The organism is Streptomyces sp. VTCC 41912 (genome assembly GCF_045799175.1).
GTDB lineage: Bacteria > Actinomycetota > Actinomycetes > Streptomycetales > Streptomycetaceae > Streptomyces > Streptomyces albulus_C.
Genome location: NZ_JBJMAB010000003.1, coordinates 177941 through 203954, shown reverse-complemented (window position 1 = coordinate 203954; position 26014 = coordinate 177941). Strand labels below are relative to the sequence as shown.

The 26014-nt window shown below is 71.5% G+C and carries 22 protein-coding genes; 15 read left to right on the top strand and 7 right to left on the bottom strand.

Annotated elements, in window-relative coordinates; genetic code table 11:
- Nucleotides 1–291: 291 nt before the first annotated feature.
- Both ACJ6WD_RS06330 and ACJ6WD_RS06325 read left to right on the top strand, forming a co-directional pair.
- A complete protein-coding gene (locus ACJ6WD_RS06330) occupies nt 292–2952 on the top strand; it encodes a transglycosylase domain-containing protein (RefSeq protein WP_407615272.1) in 2661 nt (886 codons plus the stop codon).
- A gap of 124 nt (nt 2953–3076) precedes the next feature.
- Nucleotides 3077–4558, top strand: a complete 1482-nt coding sequence (locus ACJ6WD_RS06325; protein ID WP_233657262.1) for a glycosyltransferase family 87 protein — start codon at nt 3077–3079, stop codon at nt 4556–4558.
- 88 nt (nt 4559–4646) lie between these two features.
- Here the strand turns inward: ACJ6WD_RS06325 and ACJ6WD_RS06320 are convergent, their stop codons facing one another.
- From ACJ6WD_RS06320 to ACJ6WD_RS06310, 3 genes are all read right to left on the bottom strand, one after another.
- On the bottom strand, nt 4647–5678 hold the full coding sequence (locus ACJ6WD_RS06320; protein WP_233657263.1) for an alanine racemase: 1032 nt from the start codon (nt 5676–5678) through the stop codon (nt 4647–4649).
- Nucleotides 5679–5733: 55 nt separating this feature from the next.
- A complete protein-coding gene (locus tag ACJ6WD_RS06315) occupies nt 5734–6852 on the bottom strand; it encodes a peptidoglycan bridge formation glycyltransferase FemA/FemB family protein (RefSeq protein ID WP_233657264.1) in 1119 nt (372 codons plus the stop codon).
- 129 nt (nt 6853–6981) lie between these two features.
- Nucleotides 6982–7299, bottom strand: coding sequence for a hypothetical protein (locus ACJ6WD_RS06310; RefSeq protein ID WP_016578032.1), 318 nt, complete (start codon nt 7297–7299; stop codon nt 6982–6984).
- A 229-nt stretch (nt 7300–7528) separates the two neighbouring features.
- On the opposite strand from ACJ6WD_RS06310, the gene rpsF reads away from it, so the two are divergent.
- From rpsF to rplI, 4 genes are all read left to right on the top strand, one after another.
- Complete coding sequence (gene rpsF / locus ACJ6WD_RS06305; protein WP_016578033.1) at nt 7529–7819, top strand: 30S ribosomal protein S6; 291 nt, start codon at nt 7529–7531, stop codon at nt 7817–7819.
- An 82-nt stretch (nt 7820–7901) separates the two neighbouring features.
- Nucleotides 7902–8513 (top strand): single-stranded DNA-binding protein, encoded by a 612-nt coding sequence (locus ACJ6WD_RS06300; protein ID WP_016578034.1) that lies wholly within the window; start codon nt 7902–7904, stop codon nt 8511–8513.
- A 129-nt stretch (nt 8514–8642) separates the two neighbouring features.
- A complete protein-coding gene (gene rpsR, locus ACJ6WD_RS06295) occupies nt 8643–8879 on the top strand; it encodes a 30S ribosomal protein S18 (RefSeq protein WP_003978893.1) in 237 nt (78 codons plus the stop codon).
- Nucleotides 8880–8897: 18 nt separating this feature from the next.
- The gene (gene rplI / locus ACJ6WD_RS06290) at nt 8898–9344 is read left to right on the top strand and encodes a 50S ribosomal protein L9 (RefSeq protein WP_016578035.1); all 447 of its coding nucleotides are present in this window, start codon (nt 8898–8900) and stop codon (nt 9342–9344) included.
- An 85-nt stretch (nt 9345–9429) separates the two neighbouring features.
- On the opposite strand, the gene ACJ6WD_RS06285 is transcribed toward rplI, so the two are convergent.
- Nucleotides 9430–10248: a serine protease gene (locus ACJ6WD_RS06285; protein ID WP_233657266.1), complete on the bottom strand. Its 819-nt coding sequence runs from the start codon at nt 10246–10248 to the stop codon at nt 9430–9432.
- A gap of 88 nt (nt 10249–10336) precedes the next feature.
- A complete protein-coding gene (locus ACJ6WD_RS06280; protein WP_038520462.1) occupies nt 10337–11674 on the bottom strand; it encodes an MATE family efflux transporter in 1338 nt (445 codons plus the stop codon).
- A 460-nt stretch (nt 11675–12134) separates the two neighbouring features.
- Here ACJ6WD_RS06280 and dnaB point away from each other — a divergent pair, with 460 nt between their 5' ends.
- Nucleotides 12135–13613 carry a replicative DNA helicase gene (gene dnaB, locus ACJ6WD_RS06275; protein WP_078486669.1) on the top strand — a complete coding sequence of 493 codons (1479 nt, stop codon included), beginning with the start codon at nt 12135–12137 and terminating at the stop codon, nt 13611–13613.
- Nucleotides 13614–13632: 19 nt separating this feature from the next.
- Here dnaB and ACJ6WD_RS06270 read toward each other — a convergent pair whose 3' ends face one another.
- Nucleotides 13633–13983: a winged helix-turn-helix transcriptional regulator gene (locus ACJ6WD_RS06270; protein ID WP_407615271.1), complete on the bottom strand. Its 351-nt coding sequence runs from the start codon at nt 13981–13983 to the stop codon at nt 13633–13635.
- A gap of 88 nt (nt 13984–14071) precedes the next feature.
- Between ACJ6WD_RS06270 and ACJ6WD_RS06265 the strand changes: the two genes are divergently transcribed.
- The 8 genes from ACJ6WD_RS06265 to ACJ6WD_RS06230 all read left to right on the top strand — a co-directional run bounded on the left by ACJ6WD_RS06265 (nt 14072) and on the right by ACJ6WD_RS06230 (nt 25449).
- Nucleotides 14072–14896, top strand: a complete 825-nt coding sequence (locus ACJ6WD_RS06265) for a polysaccharide deacetylase family protein (protein WP_376437839.1) — start codon at nt 14072–14074, stop codon at nt 14894–14896.
- Nucleotides 14893–15819 carry an NmrA family NAD(P)-binding protein gene (locus ACJ6WD_RS06260; protein ID WP_407615270.1) on the top strand — a complete coding sequence of 309 codons (927 nt, stop codon included), beginning with the start codon at nt 14893–14895 and terminating at the stop codon, nt 15817–15819. The genes ACJ6WD_RS06265 and ACJ6WD_RS06260 overlap by 4 nt, the downstream gene beginning before the upstream one ends.
- 178 nt (nt 15820–15997) lie before the next feature.
- Entirely contained in the window at nt 15998–19141 is a 3144-nt protein-coding gene (locus ACJ6WD_RS06255) for a BTAD domain-containing putative transcriptional regulator (protein WP_407615269.1), read from the top strand.
- Between the two features lie 87 nt (nt 19142–19228).
- Nucleotides 19229–20359, top strand: a complete 1131-nt coding sequence (locus ACJ6WD_RS06250; protein ID WP_407615268.1) for a MerR family transcriptional regulator — start codon at nt 19229–19231, stop codon at nt 20357–20359.
- 101 nt (nt 20360–20460) lie between these two features.
- Complete coding sequence (locus tag ACJ6WD_RS06245; RefSeq protein WP_407615267.1) at nt 20461–21153, top strand: hypothetical protein; 693 nt, start codon at nt 20461–20463, stop codon at nt 21151–21153.
- 373 nt (nt 21154–21526) lie between these two features.
- Entirely contained in the window at nt 21527–22885 is a 1359-nt protein-coding gene (locus ACJ6WD_RS06240) for a serine hydrolase domain-containing protein (protein WP_331247501.1), read from the top strand.
- Nucleotides 22886–23062: 177 nt separating this feature from the next.
- On the top strand, nt 23063–24202 hold the full coding sequence (locus tag ACJ6WD_RS06235; protein ID WP_331247465.1) for an aminotransferase class V-fold PLP-dependent enzyme: 1140 nt from the start codon (nt 23063–23065) through the stop codon (nt 24200–24202).
- Between the two features lie 449 nt (nt 24203–24651).
- Nucleotides 24652–25449 carry a helix-turn-helix domain-containing protein gene (locus tag ACJ6WD_RS06230; RefSeq protein ID WP_331247464.1) on the top strand — a complete coding sequence of 266 codons (798 nt, stop codon included), beginning with the start codon at nt 24652–24654 and terminating at the stop codon, nt 25447–25449.
- 33 nt (nt 25450–25482) lie between these two features.
- Here the strand turns inward: ACJ6WD_RS06230 and ACJ6WD_RS06225 are convergent, their stop codons facing one another.
- Nucleotides 25483–25935, bottom strand: coding sequence for a GNAT family N-acetyltransferase (locus ACJ6WD_RS06225; RefSeq protein ID WP_233657275.1), 453 nt, complete (start codon nt 25933–25935; stop codon nt 25483–25485).
- Nucleotides 25936–26014: the final 79 nt, after the last annotated feature.

The window sequence follows — 26014 nt, the reverse complement described above, 5'->3', positions numbered from 1 at the left end:
GAACGGTGCCCAGGGCGGAACAAGTGGTCGGACGGTGAACGGCGTCACATCACTTATTCGTGCGAGCCAACCTGACTGTTTTGGAGTGAATTTCAACACTGGGCAGGTTTTGGCCGTGCGTAGTCTGTGCGGCATGCAGACTGCCGGGAACCGTGGGCCTACACGTGACGTCCCTGACCTCGGCGTAGTGCGGCCCGCGCGTCAGGAACGGGTCGTGCTTCGGGGGGATCTGAAGACAACTACCGCCTTCAGGCGACGAGAGAGCGCGCCTGCCCGAGGAGTATTCGTTCCATGAGCGAGCACCGTCGCAAACCACCCCAGCCGCAAGGTGGCGGGCGTGCCGCTGCCAGACGCGCCGCACCACCCTCCGGGCGCCGAGCGGCCCCTCCTCAGGGTGCCGGCGCCGGGGCCACGCCTCAGCCGCCTCAGCAGCCCCAGCCGCGGCCGGGGGGACGTGCCGAGGCCCGCCGGGCCGCCCAACGCGGCGGTCGTCGGCGAGGATCCGACACCGCGGCGATGGCGTCCGGCGGTGGTGCCGGTCACGGCGGCGGCCGCCGTGGCGGAGGCGGTGGCGGAGAAGGAGGCCGGGGCCGCGGTCGGGGCGGAGGCAAGCCGCCCAAGAAGCGATTCATCGACTACCCGCGCGCCAACCACACCGGCTGGCGGAGGTGGATGCCCTCCTGGAAACAGGTGGCCAGCATGTGTGTCGCCGTTGCCGGCCTGGTCGTGGGGGTGGCCGGCGTCGGCCTTGCGCTGGTGCAGGTGCCCGACGAGAACAAGGCCGCCAGGTCGCAGAACAACGTCTACCTCTGGGCCAACGGCAAGACCATGGCCCGGGACGGCGAGACCAACCGCCAGGTGGTCGGGATCAGCGAAATCCCGCTTTCCATGCAGGAAGCGGTCATCTCGGCTGAGAACGCCTCGTTCCGGAAGGACCATGGCGTCGACCCCATGGGCATCCTCCGCGCGCTGTTCAACATGGCGCGGGGCGGCGACACCCAGGGCGGCTCGACCATCACTCAGCAGTACGTGAAGAACGCCATGCTGAGCCAGGAACAGACCCTGGACCGCAAGTTCAAGGAACTCTTCATCTCGGTCAAGGTCGGCTGGCAGCAGTCGAAGGACGAGATCCTCCAGGGCTACCTGAACACCAGCTACTTCGGTCGGGGCGCCTACGGGATCCAGGCCGCGGCCCAGGCGTACTACGGCAAGAACGCCCCCCAGCTGAACGCCAGTGAGTCCGCTTTCCTGGCCTCGGTGCTCAAGGGCGCGAACCTGTACGACCCGGCCGGCGGCATCGGGGCGAACGCCACCCCGGCGCTGAACACCGCCCGCGCCAAGGAGCGCTGGTCGTGGATCCTCGACCGCATGGTGGCGAACAACCACCTGTCGGCGGCGGAGGCGGCCAAGTGGAAGACCGAGGGCTTCCCCATGCCGCAGAAACCGAAGGCGGGGGCCAGCAAGGGCGGTCAGGTCGGCTACCTGATCGACGTCGCCAAGAAGTACGTCCTCAAGCACACGGACATCAGTGAGGCCCGCTTCGACAAGGGCGGCTACACGATCCAGACGACCTTCGACGAGAAGAAGACCAAGGCGCTCGCCGCCGCGGTGCAGAAGGTCAACGACCGTTACATCAACCCGAAGAAGCGGCCGGAAAAGGACAAGTACGTTCAGTTCGGTGGTGCTTCGGTGGTGCCGGGAGACGGCAGGATCGTGGCCCTGTACGGCGGTGAGGGCTACGACAAGGGGCACTTCAGCAACAACGCCGACACCTACGGCGTGCCGGTCGGCTCGACCTGGAAGCCGTTCGTCCTCGCCGCGGCGATGAAGTACGGCAAGGTCGGCAGTGGCCAGCCGCTCTCGCCGGACAGCAAGTACAACGGCGACGACCACCTCAAGGTGAGGAACCCGGACGGGACGTACGTCCTCAAGAAGGACAACTCGCCCTTCTACCAGGTGAACGAGAGCGACTTCCCCTGGGGCTACATCTCCTTGCGGAAGGCGATGGAGCAGTCGGTGAACACCCCGTTCGTCCAGCTCGGCATGGACGTCGGGATGGACAAGGTGCGGGACATGGCGCAGGCCGCGGGCATCTCGCCGGCCAGCTTCGACCGGAACCTCAACCCGTCCTTCGCACTGGGCACCTCCACACCGAGCGCGATCCGCATGGCCGACGCCTACGCCACCTTCGCCGCCTCCGGGACGCAGGCGGAGCCCTACTCCGTGACCAAGGTCGTCTCCGAGGGCAAGGAGCTGCCGGGCTTCGAGAAGCCGAAGCCGCAGACGGCGATCGACTCGAACATCGCCAACAACGTCACCGACGTGCTGGAGAACGTGATCCAGAACGGTACGGGCAAGGCGGCCAAGAAGCTGGGGAAGCCCGCCGCGGGCAAGACGGGCACCACCGACGAGAACAAGTCGGCCTGGTTCGTCGGCTACACCAAGCAGCTGTCGACGGCCATCACCATGTTCCGTGAGGACGCGCAGAACCCCCGCCAGCTGTCCATGAACGGCGTCGGTGGCTTCGACTCGATCCATGGTGGCGCACTGCCCACCGAGGTGTGGACGCAGTACATGCTGGAGGCGATGAACGGGCTTGCCTCGGAGCCCTTCCCGCCGGCCCAGTCGATCGGGCAGGTCATCAACGAGTCCGGTATGCCGACGCCCAAGCCGACGCCCACGCCGACGCCCACGCCCACTCCGTCGGACACACCGAGCAACACGGCCTCCCCGTCGCAGACCCCGACCGCAACTCCGACCGAGACCTGTTCTCCGTGGGACGTCCGTTGCAAGAACCACGGGGGGAACAACGGCGGCGGCAATGGCGGTGGCCCCGGTGGACCGGGCGGTGGCCCCGGTGGTTCGCCGCCGGCGACGCCCGATCCGACCGGTGGTGGGAACAACACCGGAGGTGGCATCTTCGGCGGCCCCACGGGCTCTGGCAACAACTGAGCGTTTCACGTGAAACGGTGCCGACGTTTCACGTGAAACACGGCTCCAACGAAGCCCCCGACCCGGACGACCGGGTCGGGGGCTTCGTCGCGTTCGTCCCCGGTGGGTACGGCAGGATGGGGCCATGACGAGCCTGCGACAGGACGAGCCCGTACGGCCGACGCGACGGGATGAGGTGGCGGCGGCCGGCAGCGAGCTGATCGGCGGGCCGATCGGCCGGCGCGCGCTGCTCGGGGCGCACTGGCTGTCGCCGGTGCGGGTCGTCGCACTCGTCGCCATCGGGATGTTCGCGCTCGGCATGGTGCAGAAGCTGCCCTGCTACAACGGCGGCTGGTTCTTCGGCGCCACCAGTCAGTACGTGCACGCCTGCTACTCGGACATCCCGCACCTCTACTCGGGCCGGGGGTTCGCCGACGGCCTGATCCCCTACTTCGACAAGCTGCCCGGCGACATGCAGTACCTGGAGTACCCGGTGCTGACCGGGCTCTTCATGGAGGTCGCCTCCTGGCTGACGCCGCACGGCGGCACGATCCAGGCCCGGGAGCAGATCTACTGGCTGGCCAACGCCGGCATGCTGATGGTCTGCGCCGCGGTCATCGCGGTCTGCGTCGCCCGTACCCACCGGCGGCGCCCGTGGGACGGGCTGCTGGTCGCCCTGGCACCGGCGTTCGCCCTCACCGCCACCATCAACTGGGACCTGCTGGCCGTCGCGCTGACCGCGGCCGGGATGCTGCTGTGGTCCCGCAGCCGGCCGCTGGCGGCGGGCGTCCTGATCGGGCTGGCGACCGCGGCGAAGCTGTACCCGGCCCTGCTGCTCGGTCCGCTGCTGGTGCTGTGCTGGCGGGCGGGGGCCTGGCGCGCGTACGGGCGGGCCGTCCTCGGTGCGGTGGTGTCCTGGCTGGTGGTGAACCTGCCGGTGATGATCGCCCACGATGCCTCCGGCTTCCACATCCGGGAGGGCTGGGCGAAGTTCTACACCTTCAGCCAGGAACGGCCCATCGACTTCGGTTCGGTCTGGCTGCTGATCTCGCAGCGGACCGGCAACCCCCTGGAGAACGCCAACCTCTACGCGTCGCTGCTCATGGTCGTCGGCTGCGGAGCCCTCGCGCTGCTGACCCTCTACGCCCCGCGCCGACCGCGCTTCGCACAGCTCGCCTTCCTCGTGGTGGCGCTGTTCATCCTCACCAACAAGGTCTACTCGCCGCAGTACGTCCTGTGGCTGATCCCGCTGGCGGCGCTGGCCCGGCCGCGCTGGCGGGACTTCCTGATCTGGCAGGCGTGCGAGGTCATGTACTTCCTGGGGATCTGGATGTACCTGGCCTACACCGGCAGCGGAGACAAGCACCAGGGACTGCCGCCCGAGGGCTACCAACTGGCCATCGCACTGCACCTGCTCGGCACGCTCTACCTCTGCGCCGTGGTGGTCCGGGACATCCTGCTGCCGGAGCGCGACGTGGTCCGTAGGGACGGCGACGACGACCCCTCGGGGGGCGTGCTGGACCGCAGCTCCGACGTGTTCGTGCTCGGACAGGCGTCCCACGAGCCGCGGCAGGCGCTGCACTTCGAGGGGGCGCCGCGCGTGCGCTGGGGCGTCGTACGGGACTGAGGGAAGCGGCGGAGAGCGTCAGGGCCCGGTGGTGCGGAAGATTCCGCACCACCGGGCCCTGACGTCGGTCTTCAGCCGGCCGGACGGCTCAGCGGTCCACGAGGCGGTCGTACTGCGTGGTGGTGTGCCGCAGGTGGGCGACCAGTTCCTCGCCGACCTTGGGCTCTGGGGCCTCCGCCGGTACGAACAGGATCGACACCTGCATGTGCGGGGGCTCGGCGAACCAGCGCTGCTTGCCGGCCCAGACGTACGGCGCGAGGTTGCGGTTGACGCTCGCCAGGCCGGCGCGGGCCACGCCCTTGGCGCGCGGCATCACCCCGTGCAGCGCCTTGGGGGACTCCAGGCCGACGCCGTGCGAGGTGCCGCCGGCCACCACGACGAGGTAGCCGTCCGAGGCCGCCTTCTGCTGGCGGTAGCCGAACCGGTCGCCCTTGGCGACGCGCGTGACGTCCAGCACCGAGCCGCGGTACTCGGTGGCGTCGTGGTCACCGAGCCACAGCCGGGTGCCGATCCGCGCGCGGAAGCGCGTCTGCGGGAACTGCTGCTGGAGGCGGGCGAATTCCTGGGGCTTGAGGTGGCTGACGAACATGGTGTGCAGCGGGAGACGGGCGGCGCGCAGCTGGTCCATCCACCCGATGACCTCGTCGACCGAGTCGGTGCCGTCGGCGCGGTCCAGCGGCAGGTGGATGGCGAACCCCTCCAGCCGGACGTCCTCGATGGCCGCGGCCAGCTTCGGCAGGTCCTCCGGCTTCACGCCGTGCCGCTTCATGCTGCTCATGACCTCGATGACGACCCGGGCGCCGACCAGTCCGCCCACGCCCTCGACCGAGGAGACCGAGCGGATCGCGCGGTCGGGCAGCGGCACCGGCTCCTCGCCGTGCCGGAACGGGGTCAGGACCAGCAGATCACCACTGAAGTAGTCCTTGATCTGGGCTGCTTCGTAGGTCGTGCCGACCGCGAGGATGTCGGAACCGAGCCTGGTGGCCTCGTCGGCGAGGCGTTCGTGGCCGAAGCCGTAGCCGTTGCCCTTGCAGACCGGGACCAGCCCGGGGAACTGCTGGAGAACGCTCTGTTGATGCGCCCGCCAGCGTGCGGTGTCGACGTAGAGGGTGAGCGCCATGGCCGGCCCGGAACCTTTCTCGTGGCTGGGGTGTGTCAGGAGTGCGGTGGAGCGGTCAGCGGCGCGACATGTAGATGTCGAGCGCCTTGTGCAGGAGCTTGTTGAGCGGGAAGTCCCACTCGCCGAGGTACTCCGCCGCCTGCCCGCCGGTGCCGACCTTGAACTGGATCAGACCGAAGAGGTGGTCGTTCTCGTCCAGCGAGTCGCTGATGCCGCGCAGGTCGTAGACGGAGGCGCCGAGCGCGTAGGAGTCCTGCAGCATCCGCCACTGCATCGCGTTGGAGGGGCGGACCTCGCGGCCGATGTTGTCCGAGGCTCCGTAGGAGTACCAGACGTGCCCGCCGACGACGAGCATGGTCGCGGCGGAGAGGTTCACCCCGTTGTGGCGGGCGAAGTAGAGCCGCATGCGGTTGGGGTCCTCGGAGTTGAGGGCGGACCACATGCGCTGGAAGTAGCCGAGCGGACGCGGCCGGAACTGGTCGCGCTTCGCGGTGATCTCGTAGAGCCGCTGCCATTCGGCCAGGTCCTCGTAGCCGCCCTGGACGACCTCGACGCCGGCCTTCTCGGCCTTCTTGATGTTGCGGCGCCACAGCTGGTTGAAGCCCTTGTGGACGTCCTCCAGCGCGCGGTCGGCCAGCGGCACCTGGAAGACGTAGCGGGGCTGTACGTCGCCGAAACCGGCGCCGCCGTCCTCGCCCTGCTGCCAGCCCATGCGGCGCAGGCGGTCGGCGACCTCGAAGGCGCGCGGTTCGATGTGGGTGGCCTCGACGTCCCGCAGTCGCTTGACGTCGGGGCTCTGAATGCCGCCCTTGATCGCGGCGGAGTCCCAGCGGCGGATGATGACCGGCGGGCCCATCTTCACGGAGAAGGCGCCCTGCTGCTTGAGGTGGGCGAGCATCGGCCGCAGCCACTCTTCGAGATTCGGCGCGAACCAGTTGATGACCGGGCCCTCGGGGAGGTAGGCGAGGTAGCGCTTGATCTTGGGCAACTGGCGGTAGAGGACCAGGCCGGCACCGACCAGCTCGCCGGACGCGTCGAACCAGCCCAGGCTCTCGGACCGCCACTCGGCCTTGACGTCAGCCCAGGCCGGGACCTGCATGTGGCTCGCCGCGGGCAGGCTCTGGATGTATGCCAGATGCTGCTCTCGGCTGATGGTCCTCAGGGTCAGGCTCATGCGGGGCGCTCCTCGGCTGGTGTGTCCCCATGGTCGGGGCTCCGGCTCTCGCGCCGAAGCCTACTGTGACCGGGGAGCGCCCCGTCTGGGCCGTACGGGGCCGGGCCCCGTATGCCGCAGCGCGGTGGTCTAGCCGACCACGCCGCCGAAGAGACCGCCGTGTGCGAGACCGAGGTAGAAGCCGACGCCGGCGGCGCCGAGCCCGATGATCAACAGGAAGCGTTCAGCCGTCGTCGAGGAGATGTACTGGCCCCACAGGCCCGTTCCGATGCCGATCAGGCCCACCCAGGAACTGACCAGGTGCAGGCCGGGCGAGAGCGCGCTGAAGGCGGCAATCGCACCGAGTACCAAGGTCACGACCGCGAGAGTGTTCTCCACGGGATGGGATTGGCCGTCGCTGTTGAGAAGCGCGAGCAGATTTCGCTGGGTCCGTGCTGCCTGTGCCATGCGGCACCTCCACTGACAGGGCGGCGCACTGTAACGCCGCTCACACCCGTTGTGTTCCAGATTGAGGGGTCCGCCGGGCGGATTTCAACCGGAAGCGCGGAGGCAGGTACTCTGTACGGTCTGCGCACATGTCTGCCCGGATTCTCCGGCGGACCGGGCGCGGAACGCATCACGACCCTCCTGCCACGGAACGACCGTGGCCGCTGAGTCCAAAGGAGGTGGGTTAACCATGCGTCACTACGAGGTGATGGTCATCCTCGACCCCGATCTGGAGGAGCGCGCTGTCGCCCCCCTGATCGAGAACTTCCTCTCCGTCGTCCGTGAGGGCAACGGAAAGGTCGAGAAGGTCGACACCTGGGGCCGTCGTCGTCTCTCGTACGAGATCAACAAGAAGCCCGAGGGCATCTACTCGGTCATCGACCTGCAGGCCGAGCCTGCGGTCGTCAAGGAGCTCGACCGTCAGATGAACCTGAGCGAGTCGGTTCTTCGGACCAAGGTCCTCCGTCCCGAGACCCACTGAGCGCGTACGCGTCCAGCGGTAATCGGGTTCGAGTAGCAGCAACACCAGCAGCCAGCAGCACACCCGCCGAGAGGTTCCCCTAATGGCAGGCGAGACCGTCATCACGGTCGTCGGCAATCTTGTCGACGACCCCGAGCTGCGCTTCACCCCGTCCGGTGCGGCGGTCGCGAAGTTCCGCGTCGCGTCCACTCCCCGCACCTTCGACCGCCAGACCAACGAGTGGAAGGACGGCGAGAGCCTGTTCCTGACCTGCTCGGTGTGGCGTCAGGCGGCGGAGAACGTCGCCGAGTCCCTTACGCGGGGTACCCGCGTGATCGTCCAGGGCCGCTTGAAGCAGCGGTCGTACGAGGATCGCGAGGGCGTGAAGCGCACGGTCTACGAGCTCGACGTCGAGGAAGTGGGCGCGAGCCTGCGCAACGCCACGGCGAAGGTCACCAAGACCAGCGGTCGTGGCGGCCAGGGCGGCGGCTTCGGCGGCGGCCAGGGCGGCGGTCAGCAGGGCGGCGGCCAGGGTGGCGGCGGCTGGGGCGGTGGCCCCGGCGGCGGTCAGCAGGGCGGCGGCGCTCCGGCCGACGACCCGTGGGCGACCGGTGGTCCTTCTGGCGGTGGCCAGGGCGGCCAGGGTGGCCAGGGCGGCGGCGGTGGCTGGGGCGGCGGCTCCGGCGGCGGCTACTCGGACGAGCCGCCCTTCTAGGTCCGGGCGATGCGTTCGTCCGCCGGTGTTTCACGTGAAACGGCTCGTTTCACGTGAAACGAGGTCGGCGAACGGCCTGGGGCCTTGAGGGCGTCAGCACACACTTCTTGAACTCACTGGAGAGAGACAATGGCGAAGCCGCCTGCTCGCAAGCCTAAGAAGAAGGTTTGCGTGTTCTGCAAGGAGAAGATCTCCTACGTCGACTACAAGGACACGAACCTGCTGCGGAAGTTCATCTCCGACCGCGGCAAGATCCGTGCCCGCCGGGTGACCGGCAACTGCACTCAGCACCAGCGTGACGTCGCCACGGCCGTGAAGAACAGCCGTGAGATGGCGCTGCTGCCCTACACGTCCACCGCGCGATAAGGGAAGGGTGACCGACAAATGAAGATCATCCTCACCCACGAGGTCTCCGGCCTCGGTACCGCTGGTGACGTTGTTGACGTCAAGGACGGGTACGCCCGTAACTACCTGGTTCCGCGTGGTTTCGCGATCCGCTGGACCAAGGGTGGCGAGAAGGACGTCGCGCAGATCCGTCGCGGTCGCAAGATCCGCGAGATCGCCACGATCGAGCAGGCCAACGAGGTCAAGGCTCAGCTTGAGGGCGTCAACGTGAAGCTGGCCGTCCGTGCCGGCGACGCGGGCCGCCTGTTCGGCTCCGTCACCCCGGCCGACGTCGCCTCGGCGATCAAGGCTGCCGGTGGTCCGGACGTCGACAAGCGTCGCGTGGAGATCGGTTCGCCGATCAAGACCCTGGGCGCGCACCAGGTCTCGGTGCGTCTGCACGCCGAGGTCGTTGCGAAGCTCGGCGTCGAGGTCGTCGCCGCCTGAGCGCAGCTCGCAGCAGCACGCTGAAGGGCCGCACCCCGTCACGGGGTGCGGCCCTTCGCGTTGGACGGGGGCACGGGGCCGAGGCTCAGTCCTCGTCCTGGGCGCGCTTGTAGAGATGGGCGATGTCCTCGTCGAAGTACGAGGCGTAGGAGACGTCGTCCTCGTCGCCGCCGCCCTCGTGGCCGCCGAGGATGCCTATGACCGTGCCGGTGTGGCTCTTGGGGTCGTAGTCGGCCAGCCAGGGGCTGCCGCTGGTGCCGCCCTCGAAGTCGGTGCACTGGATGCGCATCTGGGTGTCGCTGAACTTCGTGGTGCGGTTCTGGCAGGAGATCGGGGTGTCGCGGCTGGTGGGGTAGCCGGTGATCTTCACCTGGTTGTCGAAGCCGCGGTCGATGCCGAGGGTGTTGCCGCCGAGGACGTCCTGGATCTCCTTGCCCTGCTTGGCGTCGAGGACGAGGAAGGCGACGTCGAGGTCCTCGTCCTGCGACTTCGCCCAGCGGTCGTCGACCACGACCTTGCTGACCTTCCACAGGCCGGTCGGCTCGTCGCCGTTGCGGTAGTCGGGGGCGAAGACCAGGTCGTCCACCGGCTTGCCGGCGTCGGCGTCGAAGGCGCAGTGGGCCGCGGTGATCAGCATGTTCCGGCCCGGGCTCTGCACCACGCTGGCGGTGCAGAAGTGGGAGCCGTGGTCGTCCTTCTCGAAGACTGCGCCGATCCGGGCGTTCTCCTCCGTCCTGCGCGGCGTGTAGGCGTTGCCGTTCCTGGGCGGGGCGCTGGCCGAGGGGTCCTGGTCCTCGGGCTCGTCGCCGGATGCGCCGGACGTGCCGTGACCGGTGTGGCTGCCGGTGGTTCTGCTCGGGTGGGACTCCTCCGCCGCGTAGCCCACCACTGCAGCAGCCCCCACGATGACGAGCGTCAGGGGCAGGACGGATTTCCTGGCAAGCGAGCGCACAAGGTCATTATCTGCACGGGTCCGGGATTGGCGAGGTGGTTCACCGGGAGGCCCCCGTCACAATCCACCGACCGGACCGGGTGCGCAGCCACAGTGTGAGCATCCGGGTGGTCATCATCAGTGCCATCGCCCACCACAGGGCGACGAGGCCGCCGCCGAGGGCGGGGACGGCCAGGGCGGCCGGGGCGAAGACGGCGAGCGTCACCACCATCGCTCCGGCGAGGTAGGGCCCGTCTCCCGCGCCCATGAGGACGCCGTCGAGGATGAAGACGATGCCGGCGACGGGCTGGGTGATCGCGACGACCAGGAGCGTGGTGAGCAGCGGGGACCGGACGGCGGGGTCGGTGGTGAAGAGCGGGACGAACAGCGGCCGGGCCAGCACCACCAGCACCCCGAGGACGATGCCGGAGGCGATGCCCCACTGGACCATGCGGCGGCAGGCGGCACGGGCACCGTCCTGGTCGCCGGCCCCGAGGTAGCGTCCGATGATGGCCTGGCCGGCGATGGCGATGGCGTCCAGGGCGAAGGCCAGGAGCTGCCACAGGGACAGGACGATCTGGTGGGCGGCGACGTCGGCGTCGCCGAGCCGGGCGGCGACCGCGGTGGCGATCATCAGCACCGCGCGCAGCGAGAGCGTTCGGATCAGCAGCGGGACGCCGGCCTGTGCGCAGGCGCGGATCCCGGCGGCGTCCGGGCGGAGTGAGGCACCATGGCGACGGGCGCCGCGGACCACTACGACGAGGTAGACCGCGGCCATGCCGCACTGGGCGATGACGGTGCCCCAGGCGGAGCCGGCGATGCCGAGCCCGGCGACGTAGACCAGTCCGGCGTTGAGGGCGGCGTTGGCGGTGAAGCCGCCGATGGCGACGTAGAGCGGGGTCTTGGTGTCCTGGAGGCCGCGGAGGACGCCGGTGGCGGCCAGGACGACCAGCATCGCGGGGATGCCGAGGGCGCTGATGCGCAGGTAGGTCGTGGCGTACGGGGCGGCGGCCGGTGAGGCGCCGAAGGCTTCGACGAGCCAGGGGGCGGTGGGCAGGACGGTGACGATGACGGCCGCGCCGAGGAGGAGGGCGAGCCAGATACCGTCCATGCCCTGGCGTATCGCGGAGGAGAGGTCGCCGGCGCCGACCCGGCGGGCGACCGCGGCGGTGGTGGCGTAGGCGAGGAAGACGAAGACGGAGACGGCGGTTGTGAGGAGGGCGGCGGCGACGCCGAGCCCGGCGAGTTGGCGGGTGCCCAGGTGGCCGATGACGGCGCTGTCGACCATGACGAAGAGCGGCTCCGCGACGAGGGAGCCGAAGGCGGGCAGCGCCAGCGCGACGATCTCGCGGTCATGGTGGCGGAGGGCGCGCCGGGGCGTCGCGGGGGCCTGGGTCATGAGGCGCAATCTAATCGTCCACAGGTAAGAGATGCAACCGTGTTGCGGTCCTTACTTTACGCTGCGTGCCGGTACCGTCCGCGTGGCGTTGGCAACGATCATGAACAGGTTGCCGAAGTTTTTCTCCCCCACAACCTATGGATGAAGAAAGTGCAGGTCAGAGGGGTGGGGGTGGCGTGATTGTGTGCTTGTCCACAGAAGTTTCCCCCAGCCCGTGCACAGGATCCGGGGACTTCTCCACAGCTATGGGGCGGTCATCCACATGGCCTGTGGATAACCAGATTGGCGGACGGTGCGCGCGGGCCTACCGTGGTCCGGCACCCGCCGCCTGTTCCGGCCATGAGAACCCGTCCGAACTCGACGCGCCGTAACCGGAGTCGGGCGTCTCGAATGTCAGGGCTGTGCCGTAAGAAAGAACCGCACAGCAAGGTCCGCGTCGCGGACGGGAGGAGGTGCCGGGGTGAGCATTCCCGAGCCCATGGACGACCCCTGGGCGGACTCCGGTCCCAGCGACCTGCTGCCGGCCGCCCGCTCCCGCCGCGGTGATGGCAAGGGGCGGGGCCGCGGCGACCGTGCGGAGCGCGACGAGGACGGCGGGGGCTCCTGGCCCGGCGGTTTCGAGCGGGTCCCGCCGCAGGACCTCGACGCCGAGCAGTCCGTGCTCGGCGGCATGCTGCTGTCCAAGGACGCCATCGCCGACGTCGTCGAGGTGCTCAAGGGGGACGACTTCTACCGTCCCGCCCACGAGCTGATCTTCCAGGCGATCCTCGACCTGTACGCCAAGGGCGAGCCGGCCGACCCGATCACCATCGCGGCCGAGCTCACCAAGCGCGGCGAGATCGGCCGGGTCGGCGGCGCCTCCTACCTGCACACCCTGGTCCAGTCGGTACCGACGGCCGCCAACGCCGAGTACTACGCCGAGATCGTCCACGAGCGGGCCGTGCTCCGCCGCCTCGTCGAGGCCGGCACCCGCATCACGCAGATGGGATACGCGGCCGACGGCGACGTCGACGAGATCGTCAACAAGGCCCAGGCGGAGATCTACGCCGTCACCGAGCAGCGGACCAGCGAGGACTACCTGCCGCTGGGCGACATCATGGAGGGCGCGCTCGACGAGATCGAGGCGATCGGCTCGCGGCAGGGCCAGATGACGGGTGTGCCGACGGGCTTCACCGACCTCGACGCGCTCACCAACGGTCTGCACCCGGGGCAGATGATCGTGATCGCGGCCCGTCCGGCCATGGGTAAGTCCACGCTCGCGCTGGACTTCGCGCGGGCCTGCTCGATCAAGAACAACCTGCCGAGCGTGATCTTCTCGCTCGAAATGGGGCGCAACGAGATCGCGATGCGTCTGCTGTCCGCCGAGGCCCGAGTCGCGCTGCACCACATGCGGTCCGGCAGCATGACGGACGACGACTGGACGCGGCTGGCGCGCCGGATGCCGGACGTCTCGGCCGCCCCGCTCTACATCGACGACTCGCCGAACCTCTCGATGATGGAGATCCGCGCCAAGTGCCGGCGGCTGAAGCAGCGCAACGAGCTCAAGCTCGTGGTCATCGACTACCTCCAGCTGATGCAGTCCGGTGGCTCGAAGCGGGCCGAGAGCCGTCAGCAAGAGGTCTCGGACATGTCCCGAAACCTCAAGCTGCTGGCCAAGGAGCTGGAGCTGCCGGTCATCGCGCTGTCGCAGCTGAACCGCGGCCCCGAGCAGCGCACGGACAAGAAGCCGATGGTGTCGGACCTGCGTGAGTCCGGTTCCATCGAGCAGGACGCCGACATGGTCATCCTGCTGCACCGCGAGGACGCCTACGAGAAGGAATCGCCCCGGGCCGGTGAGGCCGACCTGATCGTGGCGAAGCACCGTAACGGTCCGACCGCGACCATCACCGTGGCGTTCCAGGGCCACTACTCGCGCTTCGTGGACATGGCGCAGACCTGAGCCGGGAGACCGAGCGAACTCAGTTCGCCTGGGACTCCTGGAATCCCACCACGGCCGCGCCGTGCTCGTGCGCCCACTCGGTCAGCACGGCGATCGGCTGCACCAGTGTCCGGCCCAGGTCCGTCAGCACGTACGCGACCCTGCCGGCCTCGGCGTGGCGGTCGACCAGGCCGTACCCCTGCAACCGCCGCAGCGTCTGGGTCAGCACCTTCCGCGAGATTCCGCCGATCAGGTCGACCAACTCGCCGTGCCTGCGCGGTTCCCGGCTCAACGCGAACAGCACGACCACCGCCCACTTGTCGGCGATGATCTCGATCGCCAGCCGAGCCGGGCAGTCGGCGAGGAAGACGCTCCCGGAGTACTCACACATGCCCCGACCGTAGCCCGCCGCCAGGAACCTGGAGGTACCCACCGCCTCACTAGCGTCCACGACGGAAGCTACCGAGCAGGGGGAACCCATGAGGGCAGAGACCGAATGGCCGGGCGGGCGGAAGGTCGTCGCGCTGGTCACCGTCGCGTTGGAGCTGTGGTCACCAGGGCACTGGCCCGCCTACGCGCCGATGGCCGCGGCGTGGCCGCTGCCCGGCGTCGACGACACGCACAGCACCTCCTGGGCGGAGTACGGCGTCACCACCGGCATCTGGCGGCTGCTCGACGTCCTCGGCGACCTGCCCGCCACCGTCGGCGTCAACGGACTGGTGGCCGAGCGGCACCCCGAGACCGTCCTGGCCGTGCACGAGGCGGGTCACGAGATCGCCGCACACTCCTGGGCCCAGGACGTGGTGCCCGCGCTGCTCGACGTCGATGCCGAGCGGAGCAACATCCGGCGCTGCACCGACGTCCTGCGCCGCGTCACCGGCGTGCGCCCGACGGGGTGGATGAGCCCGCGCGCCACCGGTTCGCGGCACACCGTCGACCTGCTCGCCGAGGCCGGCTACCGCTGGACCGGCGACCACGGCGACCACGACCTCCCGCAGGTCCTGTCCACCGCTCACGGTCCTCTGGTCTCCCTCATGCACAGCGACCACTCCGACGTCCGGGACGCCGCGGCCGGCCCGTACGCCTACCGCGACCTGCACCGCGAGCTACTGGACCAGATGCTCGCCGCCCCCGGCCCAGGCGTCTTCCGTCTGACCGTCCACGCCCACGTCGCAGGCCGACCGCTCCTCGCGGGCATGGTCGGCCAGATCCTCGACCACCTCCGTGCGTCCGGCGACGTCTGGGTCGCCACCCACGCCCAGGTGGCCGAACACGTCCTGACACACCAGGGAAGAACGCCATGACCCACGTCCTCGTCGTCGGCGGCACCGGAGCCATGGGCAGCCACGTGATCCGACGCCTGTTGGCCACCACCGACGCCACCCTCACCGTGCCCACCCGCGACCCGGAGTCCGCCCACGCCAGGGAACTCGCCGCCACCGCGCCCGAGCGCGTGCGACTGGTCCGTTCCGACGCGGCGGCCCTCGACGTCCTGATGGGGCAGGCCGACCGCGTGTTCGCCAACACCGACTTCTTCGCGACGGGCAGCGCCGTGGGTGAGTACCGGCAGGGGCTGCGCTTGCTGGCCGCCGCGGAGCGGGCCGGCGTGGAGCGTTTCATCTGGTCCTCGTTGGACAGCGCGGTGTCGCTGACCGGCCGCCCCGTCCCGCACTTCGACAGCAAGGCCGCCGTCGCCGCCCACATCGACCTGATGCGGTCGGAGGAAATGCTCCGAAAGGAGACCGACGGCTGGTACACGGACCACGTCTCGGTACTGACCACGGCGCCGTACTTCGAGAACCTGCGGGACCGGCTCACTCCCCGACCGGACGGCCGGGGCGGCCTGACCTTCAGGCTCCCCCTCGGCGCCGCCCACTACCCGCTCGTCGCCCTCGACGACATCGCCTGGTTCGCCTGCCATATGTTCGACAACTGGCAGTCCTGGGGTGCCCGCGACCTCGCGGTGATCGGCGACAGCCTCACCGGCGACGCGATCGCCGCCACCTTCGCCCGGGTCACGGGCGTCCCCAGCTCCTACCTTCCGATGCCGCACGACGAACTGTGCGCCGCCGTACCCGACTTCGGCCACGACTACGCGGCGATGTTCCAGTTCTTCGCCGACCGTGATCTCTGCGCCCGGGACCGGGACCTCAACCTCCTGCGCCGCCTGCACCCCGACCTGATGACCTTCGAGGACTGGCTGCGCCACACCGGATGGACGGGATGACCACCCACCAGGTCGCGTCCGCACGCGGGCCCGCACGACAAGGCTCGTCGCTCCGGACCGGGGCCGACGCCGGCCGGCGCTCCCGCTGGGGACGGTCCGCACGCGGTGCTCAACCTTCGGGCGGTGAGGCGTCGTTGATCCGGTGAGGGGCGTCGAACGCCCGTGGCAAAATCAGCGGGTGCAGATCGGGATGCTGGGCCCCTTGGAGGTGCGCACGGCGGACGGCGGCTCGGCCGACGTGCCGGGCGCGCGGTTGCGCGGACTGCTGGTCGCCCTCGCGCTGAGGCCGGGGCGGGTGGTCCCGAAGGCGTCGCTGATCGACTGGATCTGGGGGGAGCAGCCGCCCGCCGACGCCACGAACGCGCTGCAGCGCCTGGTCTCCCGGCTGCGGAAGGTGCTGCCGGGCGGGACGGTCGAGGGGCACCCGGACGGCTACCGGTTGGCGGTCGAGCCCGACGCCGTCGACGCCGTGCGGTTCGAACGCCTCGTCACCGAGGGGCAGGTCCGTACCGAGGACGCGGCCCGACGGGCGGGGCTGCTGCGCGAGGCCCTCGGGCTGTGGCGCGGTGCGGCCCTGCAGGACGTCGGTCTGCAGGACAGCGCCGCGTTCGACGCGGCGGTCGGGCGGCTGGAGGGGCTGCGGCTGACCGCCACGGAGGAGCGGGCCGACGCGGACGTCGCCCTCGGGCGCGGTGCGGAGGCGGTCACGGAGCTGACCGACCTGGTGGCCGCGCACCCGGTACGCGAGCGGCTCGTCGCCGCGCTGATGCGCGCTCTCGCCGCGGCCGGCCGCGACAGCGAGGCGCTGCTGGTGTACCAACGCGCACGGGAAGCCCTCGCCGACACGCTGGGCGCCGACCCCTCGCCGGAACTGTCGGCCGTGCACGTCGCGCTGCTGCGCGGTGAGTTGGGGCGGCGCGAGGAGAGCCGCAGGACCAACCTGCGCGCCGAACTGACCAGCTTCGTCGGCCGGGACACCGATGTCGCCGCGGTCCGCGGGCTCGTCGCCGAGCACCGGCTCACCACCGTCATCGGACCGGGGGGCGCCGGGAAGACCAGGCTGGCCACGGAGACCGCGCGCACGCTGCTCGGTGATCTGCCGGACGGGGCGTGGCTGGTGGAGCTCGCCGCCATCGGCGTCGACGGTGACGTGCCGCAGGCGGCGCTGGCCGGACTGGGGCTGCGCGACACGCTGCTCGGCGGGGCCCCGCACGCGGAGCCGACGGACCGCCTGATCGCCGCGGTCCGCGAACGGGAGGCGCTGCTCGTCCTGGACAACTGCGAGCACGTCATCGAGTCGGCGGCGGTCTTCGTCCACCGGGTGCTCGGGGAGTGCCGACGGCTGCGGGTCCTGGCGACGAGCCGGGAACCGCTCGGCATCACCGGGGAGGCGCTGTGGCCCCTCGAACCGCTGGCGCTGCCGGCGACCGACGCGGGCCCGGACGGGACCGCGAACTCCCCCGCCGTCCAACTGCTGCGGGACCGGGCCGGGGCGGTGCGCCGGGACCTTGCGGTCGACGCCCGGGCGCTGGTGACGATGGGGCGCGTCTGCCGTGCCCTGGACGGGATGCCACTGGCCATCGAACTGGCCGCGGCCCGGCTGCGCACCCTGTCCGTCGATCAGCTCGCCAACCGGCTCGACGACCGGTTCCGCCTGCTGACCAGCGGCAGCCGAACCGCGCTGCCGCGCCACAAGACGCTGCGCGCGGTGGTCGACTGGAGCTGGGAACTGCTCACCGACGCCGAGCGGACGGTGTTGCGCAGGCTCTCGGTGTTCTCCGGCGGGGCGAGCCTGGAAGCGGCCGAACGGGTCTGCGCCGGCGACGGGGTCGAGCCGGAGCTCGTGCTCGAACTGCTCACCGCGCTGGCCGAGAAGTCGCTGCTGCTCGCCGAGGGCGACGGCACGCCGCGCTACCGCATGAGCGGCACGATCAAGGAGTACGCCGGGCACCGGCTCGCGGAGGCGGGGGAAACGGACCGGGCGCGCCACGCACACCTGGCCCACTTCACCGAACTCACCGAGACCGCGGAGCCGCACCTGCGCCGGGCCGAGCAACTCCACTGGCTGGCCACGCTGGAGGCCGAGCACGACAACATCGGCGCGGCGATGCGCGGTGCGCTCGCGGCGGGTGAGGCGCAGGAGGCGATGCGGCTCGCGGCGGCCGCGGGCTGGTACTGGTGGCTCGCCGGGCACCGGACCGAGGGCAGGGAGCTGATCGCCGCGGCCAGCCGGACGCCGGGCGAGGTCACCGACGAGGTCCGGGCCATGGCGTACGCCTTCATGGTGCAGTTCGTCAGCTCCGGACGGGGCGACGAGCACCAGGCCGCCGAATGGATCCACAAGGCGTACCGGTCCAGCCAGCGCAGTCGGCGCCGCTCCCCGTTGCTGGGGCTCGTCGCCCCGCTGGAACGCATGCTGCGGGCCCCGGAGACGGCGTTGTCCGCGTTCGAACCGCTCCTCGACGACGTGGACCCCTGGGTGCGTGCCATGGCCCGGCTGCAGTCGGGCAAGATGCGGATCGTGCACGGGCTGGGCGGGACGGAAGCCGACGCCCACCTGGAGAAGGCGCTCGCCGAGTTCCGCTCGCTCGGCGAGCGGTTCGGGATCTCGTTCGCGCAGTCCGAGCTGGCGGACCGGATGGCGGCGCGCGGCGCGTTCGCCGGCGCGTGCGCGCACTACGAGCAGGCGATCACGGCGGTCATCGAGGTCGGCGCCACCGAGGACGTCATCCGCATGCGGGCGCGGCAGGCGCAGCTGTACTGGCTGTTGGGCGACGAGGACACCAGCGCGGCCACCCTCGCCGAGGCGCAGCGGTGCGCGGAGCGGGTCACCTGGCCGGACGCGCTGGCCGAACTGGCCCTGTCGAAGGCGGAACTCGCCCGGTGGGGTGGCAACACCGAGGAGGCGCGGGACCAACTCGGCATCATGGCGGCCTTGCTGGGTGACGAGGCGGACGGGGCGCAGATCCGTGCGTTGACGCACGACCTGCACGGCTACCTCACCGACGACCTCGACGAGGCCCGGGCGCACCGCGCGGCGGCCTGCGCGGCGGCGGCCGAGGCGGGATACGCGCCGCTGATCGCGCAGGTGCTGGTCGGGGTCGCAGACCTGGCACTGCGCCGCGACCGGCCGGAGCAGGCCGTGCGGCTGCTCGCGGCGAGCACGGACGTGCGCGGGCTCCAGGACCACTCCCACCCGGACGCGGCCAGGATCGAGCGGGCCGCGCGGGACCGCCTCGGCGCCGCGCGGTTCACCGAGGTGGCCCGGGAGGGCCCGGGGACCGGCTGGTCCCAGCTGGTCGAGGACGCGCTCGTGCCGTGACGGAGCGGAGCGTCCGCGGCGCGGGGCCACCGGCATCCCGGCGGACGGTTTGACCTTCAGGTTGGTCGAAGTCCGAGAATCGCGGCCATGGACGAGGACGGCGAGCTGTGGGGCATCGGCGCGTTCGCCCGGCGGGCGGGACTGACGCCGAGCGCGCTGCGCTTCTACGACGACTGCGGGGTGCTGCGACCGGACCGGGTGGACGCCGCAACGGGGTACCGGCGCTATGGGTCCGGGCAGGTGGAGCGGGCGGTGCGCCTGCGCCACCTGCGGGCCGCGGGGTTGCCGCTGGTGGATGTCGAGACCGTGCTGGACGGTCCCGAGGCCGCGGCCCGGGACGTGCTGCGGGCGCACCTGGAGCGGACCCAGCGGGCGGCCGAGGAGGCACGCGCCGTGGTGGAGGGCTTCCTGCGGGAGGCGTCCGCGGAGCCGGCGGACCACGGGGGAACCGCGCGGGCGCGGGTGGACGGGGCGGAGCTCGCCAGCGCGGTGCGGCAGGTGGGACCCGCGGCGGCGGTCGGCGCGCTGGCCGCGGAACACCCGGCGCTGGGCTGCGTGCTGCTGGAACTCGTCGACGGGGAACTGCGGTTGGTGGCCACGGACCGCTACCGGCTGGCGGTGCGGGCGCTGCGGCCGGAGGCCCACGAGGGCGGTCCGCGGCGGGGGCTGCTCGCGGCGGACACCGCGCGCCGGATGGCGCAGTGGACCGTGCGGCGGCGGTTGGTCGAGGTGGAGTTCCCGGCCGAGGCGGACGGTGCGGACACCGCACGGGTGCGGCTGCGCAGCGGGACGGAGAGCTGGGGCACGGGGGACCTCGGCGGGGGCGAGCCGGGGGAGTTCCCGGACTACCGGCTGATGCTGACGGGGCTGGCGGCCGTGCGGCACCGGGTGATCGTGGACCGGGCGGCGCTTCGGGGCGCGGTGACGAACCGGGGCGGCGCGGCGGTGTCGTTGGCGGTCGGGGCGGAAGCGGACGGCACCACAGAAGGGGTGCTGGAGGTGTCGGGAGGGGAGGCCGGGCCCGACAGGTTGCGGGCGATCCGCACCGGCCCCGGACTGCGGATCGCCTTCGACCCGGCGGTCCTGGTGCCGGCGCTGGAGGCGGGGGTGGGGCCCGACGTGCTGCTGGAGATCGCGGCGCCGGACCAGCCGGTCGTCGTCCGCTCGGCGGACCAGGGGAGTTTCACGATGGTGGTGATGCCCGTGCGGGAACGCTGAGGGCGGGCAGCGGAGAGCCGGCGCCGGCACGGCGAGGGACGCGGGAGCGGTACGGACGCCCGGGGCGGGCGTCGACGACGGCTGAGGGAGGAAGCGGGCGGATGGATCCGGAACTACCGGTGGTGCGGCTGTGCGTGACGGGCATGCAGGCCGAGGCGGAGGGGCGCACCGCGGCGGCGCGGGAGCTTTTCCAGCAGGCGTGGGACGGTGCCCGCGACGACTATGAGGCGTGCATCGCCGCGCACTACCTCGCGCGGCACCAGCGCTCACCCGCGGAGACGTTGCGCTGGAACCAGGAGTGCCTGGACCGTGCCGACCTGGTCGGGGACGAGCGGGTGCAGGGCTTCTATCCGTCGCTGTACGTGAACATGGCCACCGCGTACCGGGAACTCGGTCGACTCGCCTGTGCCCACCGGTATTTCGTGTTGGCGGCGGACCGGGCGGCCGACGCGCCGGAGGGGCAGTACGGGGACTGGAACCGGTTCGCGATCGCGGAGGGGTTGCGGGACACCGCGGCCGCCGCTGCCGCGGAGGGGGACGCGGAGGCAGCACGGCGAGGACGTGTCGACGTCGGGGTCGAAGGGCCGGTGCGGGAGTTGCTGGCGCGGTGGTGCGAGCGGGGCGAACTCAAGGCGTTGGGGCTGACGTTGCCAGCGTATCTGGGCTACCTCGGGACGGCCGGGGACCGGGTTCGGCTGCGGAGCGCGCTGCACAGGGTGCATGCGGCGCGCTGGCTTCCCGACGAGGAACAGACCTGGGTGGAGCGGGCGATGGGGGCCGTGGACGTGACGTGAGGGCGTACCCCGCGGGGGTGTTTCACGTGAAACGACGGGCTGAGGGAGGCGCGTCGTTTCACGTGAAACCGTGCCCGGCTGCTGCTGGGCACGGTGCCACGGCTGCCGTGAAGCGCTCGGCGGCGTTTCACGTGAAACACGGAGGCGCCGTTGGCGGTGGTCGCGGCAGGATGGCGGGCGTGGCGGGCAGCCGCTCGCCGCTGCCATGGGCCGGCCGAGCTGGCTCTGCCGGGTGGAAGTCGCGTTGAGGAGCGTCATGACGGTCGTGGAGTCCGTGGAGCCGCAGGGGCCCGAGCCGAGGGAGAACGGGGTGCGCCAGGTGGTCCCGCGCGGCGGGGCCGTCGTGGACTCGGTCGAAGACCACCGGGAGCTGATGCCGCAGACGCGGCGGGCGTTGCTCCGGCGGTTGGCCATCGCGCAGGCCGAGGGGCGGGCGCCGTCGATGATGGGGGCGGTGGTCCGCGGGGGCGAGGTGGTCTGGACGGGGGCCCGAAGCGCGGTGGACGGGGAGGTGCCGCACGGGGACGTGCAGTACCGGATCGGCTCGCTGACCAAGAATTTCGTGGCCGTGCTGGTGCTCCGGCTCCGGGACGAGGGGTTGGTGGAGCTCGACGACCCCATCGGGAGCCACCTCGCGGACGTCCCCGTGCCCGAGGCGACCATCGCCCAACTGCTGTCGCACAGTGCGGGGTTGGCGGCCGAGTCCCGTGGCCCGTGGTGGGAACGGACCGCCGGCGAGCTGCGGCCCGAGCCGACCGACCTGTTCGGCGAGGGGGCACGGCTGCACCCGGCGGGGCGGCGGCACCACTACTCCAACCCCGGCTTCGCGGTCCTCGGGGCGCTGGTCGAACGGCTGCGGGGCGGGACGCCGTGGGGCGAGGTGCTGCGCCGCGAGGTGCTGGAGCCGCTGGGTATGACGCGGACGACCCTTCAGCCGGAGATGCCGCACGCGGGCGGTTGGGCGGTCCACCCCTGGGCCGAGGTGATGCTGCCGGAACCCGCGCACGACACCGGACTGATGGGACCGGCCGGGCAGCTGTGGTCCACGACGGAGGACCTGTGCCGATGGGCGGTGTTCTCGCTCCGGGGCGACGAGCGGGTGCTGAGCGGGGCGAGCCTGGCCGAGATGCAGACCCCCGCGGTGCCGCCGGAGGGCGACGGCTGGGACGCGGGCTACGGCTTCGGGACGCAGCTCGTCTGGCGGAACGGACGCCGGCTGGTCGGGCACACCGGATCGATGCCCGGCTTCCTGGCGGTGCTGTGGGCCGATCCGTCGGAGGACACGGCGGCGCTCGCGCTGGCGAACTGCACCTCCGGCGTGCCGATCGCCGCGGTGGCGGCCGACTTCCTGGACGCCGTGGCCTACCACGAGCCGCGGATCCCGGAACCGTGGCGGCCACTGCCGGGCGCGGTGGACGAGGAGCTGTTGGCCCTGACCGGCCCCTGGTACTGGGGCGCCAGCCCGTTCGCGCTGCGGCTGACCGGCGGGCGGGCACTGGAGCTGGTCACGCTGTCCGGCAACGGCCGCACCTCGCGCTTCCGGGCCGAGGCCGATGGGACCTGGACCGGGCTGGACGGCTACTACGCGGGGGAGACGCTGCGGGTGGTGCGGGCCCCGGACGGAACCGTCAGCCACCTCGACCTGGGGACCTTCGTCTTCACCCGGGGCCCCTACGCGCCCGCCGGGCCGGTGCCGGGCGGGGTGGACCCGGAGGGCTGGCGGGGAGTCTGACCGGGGCGTGCGCACCGACCGCGGGTGCCGGCGGGCCCGCGGTCGCATGGCGGTAGGGCCGAGGCCCGGTGTCGGGCGCTCGGGCCCGTCCGGCCAGGTCGGAACGGGCGGACGTACAGTCGAGCCAGACGTCAGGAGCCGCCGCAGTGCGCGGCTCGCTACCGCTGGAAGGCCACTGTGACTGCCGTGACTGCGAACGCCGACACCCCGGTTCTGCTCGATCTGCCTCCGCTCGACGCCGCCCGTTTCGCGCGGATCGAGGACAAGGTCGCGGCGCTCATGCGCACCCGCTGCGATGTCGTCACGACGCAGGGCGAGGCGCTGCTGCCCCTGGAGGCGTGCATCCGCTCGGCGGTACGGCCCGGCAGCACCGCCCTCAACATCATCACCGGCCCCTACGGCGAGACGTTCGGTGGCTGGCTGCGTTCCTGCGGAGCCGAGGTGGTCACCATCAGCGCGCCGTTCACCGGAGCGGCCACCGCGGAGCAGGTGGCGGACGCGCTGCGGGAGCACCCCGAGATCGACTTCGTGAGCCTGGTGCACGCCGAGGCGGCGACCGGCAACACCAACCCCGTCGCCGAGATCGGTGCGGTGGTCCGCGAGCACGGCGCACTGCTGATGCTCGACGCGGTCGCCTCGGTGGGTGCCGAACCGCTGCTCACCGACGAGTGGGGAGTGGACCTGTGCGTCATCGGCGGGCAGAAGGCGCTGGCCGGTCCGGCCGGGGTCTCCGTGGTGTCGGTCAGCGCCCGCGCCTGGGAGCGCATCGCGGCCAACGAGCAGGCCCCGCGCCGCTCGTACCTCTCGCTGCTGGACTGGAAGGAGCGCTGGGTCGACGCCGGGCGCACCGCCCTGCCGCACGCCCCGGCGCAGCTGGAGATGCTGGCGTTGGAGCAGGCCGTGGACCGGATCGAGGCCGAGGGGCTGGAGACGGTCATCGTCCGCCACCGGGCCGCCGCCGCGGCGGTGCGGGCCGGCGTCGCGGTGCTCGGCGGCCCGGTGCCGTACGTGATCCGGGATGAGCATGCGGCGCCGGCGGCCACCACGCTCCGCACGCCGGCCGGGGTGGACGCCCGCGAGGTGGTCTCCGCCGCGCTCGCCGCTGACGGTGCGGTGCCGGTGCAGGCCGCTGCCGGTGCCCTGGCGGCGGAGATGATCCGGGTGAACCACTACGGGCGGGCCGCGGACCGCGCGGTGGTGCTGGCCTCGCTGGCGGCGCTGGCGGCCGGCATGCGGGCGCTGGGCGTGGCCGTGGACGAGGACGCCGCGGCTGCCGCGGCCGGTGCGGCATGGGACGAGGCCGTCGCCGCGGCCTGAGCCGTGCCGTGGCGCTGACCCACTGACCCACTGACCCGCTGCCGGAGGCGGGTTCGGCCGGAGGACGCGCCCTCGACAGGAGTGCCAGGGGTGTGGTCCGTTTCACGTGAAACGGACCACACCCTTTTTGCTGCCCAGTCCCGTCCCGCTTGCGCTTCCGAGTCCCCTTGCGGGCCATCCGCCCCGGGTGCGCCCGGTCGTCCTTCTCGCTCTCGCCGCCTCCCCTCCCTCCCCTCTCTCCCCTCCCCTTCTTCCTCACCGCGGTGAGGAAGTCTCCGTCGCGGCCTCCGCCACGCTCCCCGTTCCGGCTCCCGTTCTCCGGGCGCCCCTCCTCGCTTCTCCGCGCGGCCCCGGCCGTGCGCGGCGATCCGCACGCATGTTTTAACGCCCTCGTAGAATCGGAACGATCGACCCGGTTATTTCGGGGGTGTGGAACGCGGAGGAGCACGGTGGTCTCAGCAGGGGCGTGGCGGGCGGACGGCGGGGCGGTGACCACCCGCGCGGATGCCCGACGGAATCGTGCGCTGGTGCTTCAGGCGGCCCGATCCGCCTTCGAGGAGCGGGGGTTGGGGGTTCCGCTCGATGAGATCGCCCGGCGCGCCGGGGTCGGTGCCGGCACCGTGTACCGCCATTTCCCCTCCAAGGACGTGCTGTTCCGCACGGCGGTCAGGGAGCGGTTGCAGCTGTTCGCCGACGCCGCGGAGGAGTTGGCCGATGCGGACGATCCGGGAGGGGTGTTCTTCCGCTTCCTGGCGTCGGTGGTGCGGCTGGCCGCCCCCAACAAGGCGCTCTGCGAGGTGCTGGAGGCGGCCGGAGAGGCCGGTGCGGAGACGCCGGCGGGGCCGGAGCCGGAGTTCCTGCTGGCGCTCGGCGTCCTGCTGACCCGGGCCCAACGGGCGGGTGCGGTAAGGGCGGACGTCGATCTGGCGGACGTCCGCGCGCTGCTGAGCGGGTGCCTGGCGATGGAGCGCCGACGCGCGGTCGGGCGGGAGTCGGCGGCCCCGGACGCGGGGACGGGTGCGGCCCCGGCTGGCCGGATGACGGCGCTGATGCTCGACGGTCTCCGCGCCGCCCGGACCGTAACGGAACTTCCGGTGGCGGCCCCGGAGCGTAACGGAACCCGCTGTGCGGTGTGCGGTGCGGTGCTCGTGACGGCGCGCACCGGGCGGCCCGCGCGCTACTGCGGCGGGGCCTGCCGGCAGAAGGCCCACCGGGCGCGCCGTACCGCTCCCCCGGACCGCAGCTGACCGTTTCCCGGCGGGTCGGACCGGTCGGACCGGTCAGAGCTGCCGCTTGAAGCCCAGATGGGACGCCTCGAAGCCGAGGCGCTCGTAGAAGCGGTGTGCGTCGACGCGGGTGGCGTCGGAGGTGAGCTGGACGAGCTGGCAGCCGAGCCGCTCGGATTCGGCGACGGCCCATTCGATGAGCTCGGTGCCCAGGCCGGCCCCGCGTTCGTCGGCGTGCACCCGCACCGCCTCGATGATCGTGCGGGTGGCGCCGCGGCGGGACAGGCCGGGGATCACGGTGAGCTGGAGCGTGCCGACCACCCGGCCACCGCGGTCGGCGACGACCAGGTGCTGGTTCGGGTCGGAGTCCAGGGCGGCGAACGCGGTGCGGTACGGCGTCAGGTCGTCCGGGGACTCGCGGGTGGCGCCCAGCGCGTCGTCGGCGAGCATCGCGACGATGGCGGGCAGGTCGGCCTCGGTGGCGCGGCGTATCTCAAGATCGCTCATGGGCGTGACCTTATGCGGCGGATCCGGGGCGGCCCAGGGGTGCGGGCGGTCCGTGTCGCCCCCCTGGGTGGAATGTGGT